Here is a 260-nt window from a genome sequence, read left to right on the forward strand (position 1 = left end):
ACTGAATGACGACATTAACACCATGCCAGCAGCAGGTGCTGGATATGCTGATTTATTACCGGAAAGAGCGTGGCTTTCCGCCAACCAATCAGGAACTCGCCACCATGCTGGGATACCGCTCGGTGAATGCTGCTGTGGAACAGCTCCGCGCACTGGAGAAAAAAGGCGTCATCGCTATAAAGCGTGGCGTGGCACGGGGTATCACACTTCATACAGCGGTGGAGGACAACGAGGCCATCGGGATCATCCGCGCACTGCTT

At 55.0% G+C, this 260-nt stretch carries 1 protein-coding gene; it reads left to right on the top strand.

Features of this window, described 5'->3' with window-relative positions; all coding sequences use genetic code 11:
- Window positions 1-5 precede the first annotated feature (5 nt).
- The coding region (locus tag FDX22_RS15765; protein ID WP_146717436.1) for a LexA family transcriptional regulator at window positions 6-260 on the top strand (255 nt) is incomplete at its 3' end.

Origin of the sequence: Citrobacter sp. TBCS-14, from assembly GCF_005280805.1 — a bacterium.
Taxonomy (GTDB): domain Bacteria; phylum Pseudomonadota; class Gammaproteobacteria; order Enterobacterales; family Enterobacteriaceae; genus Citrobacter; species Citrobacter gillenii.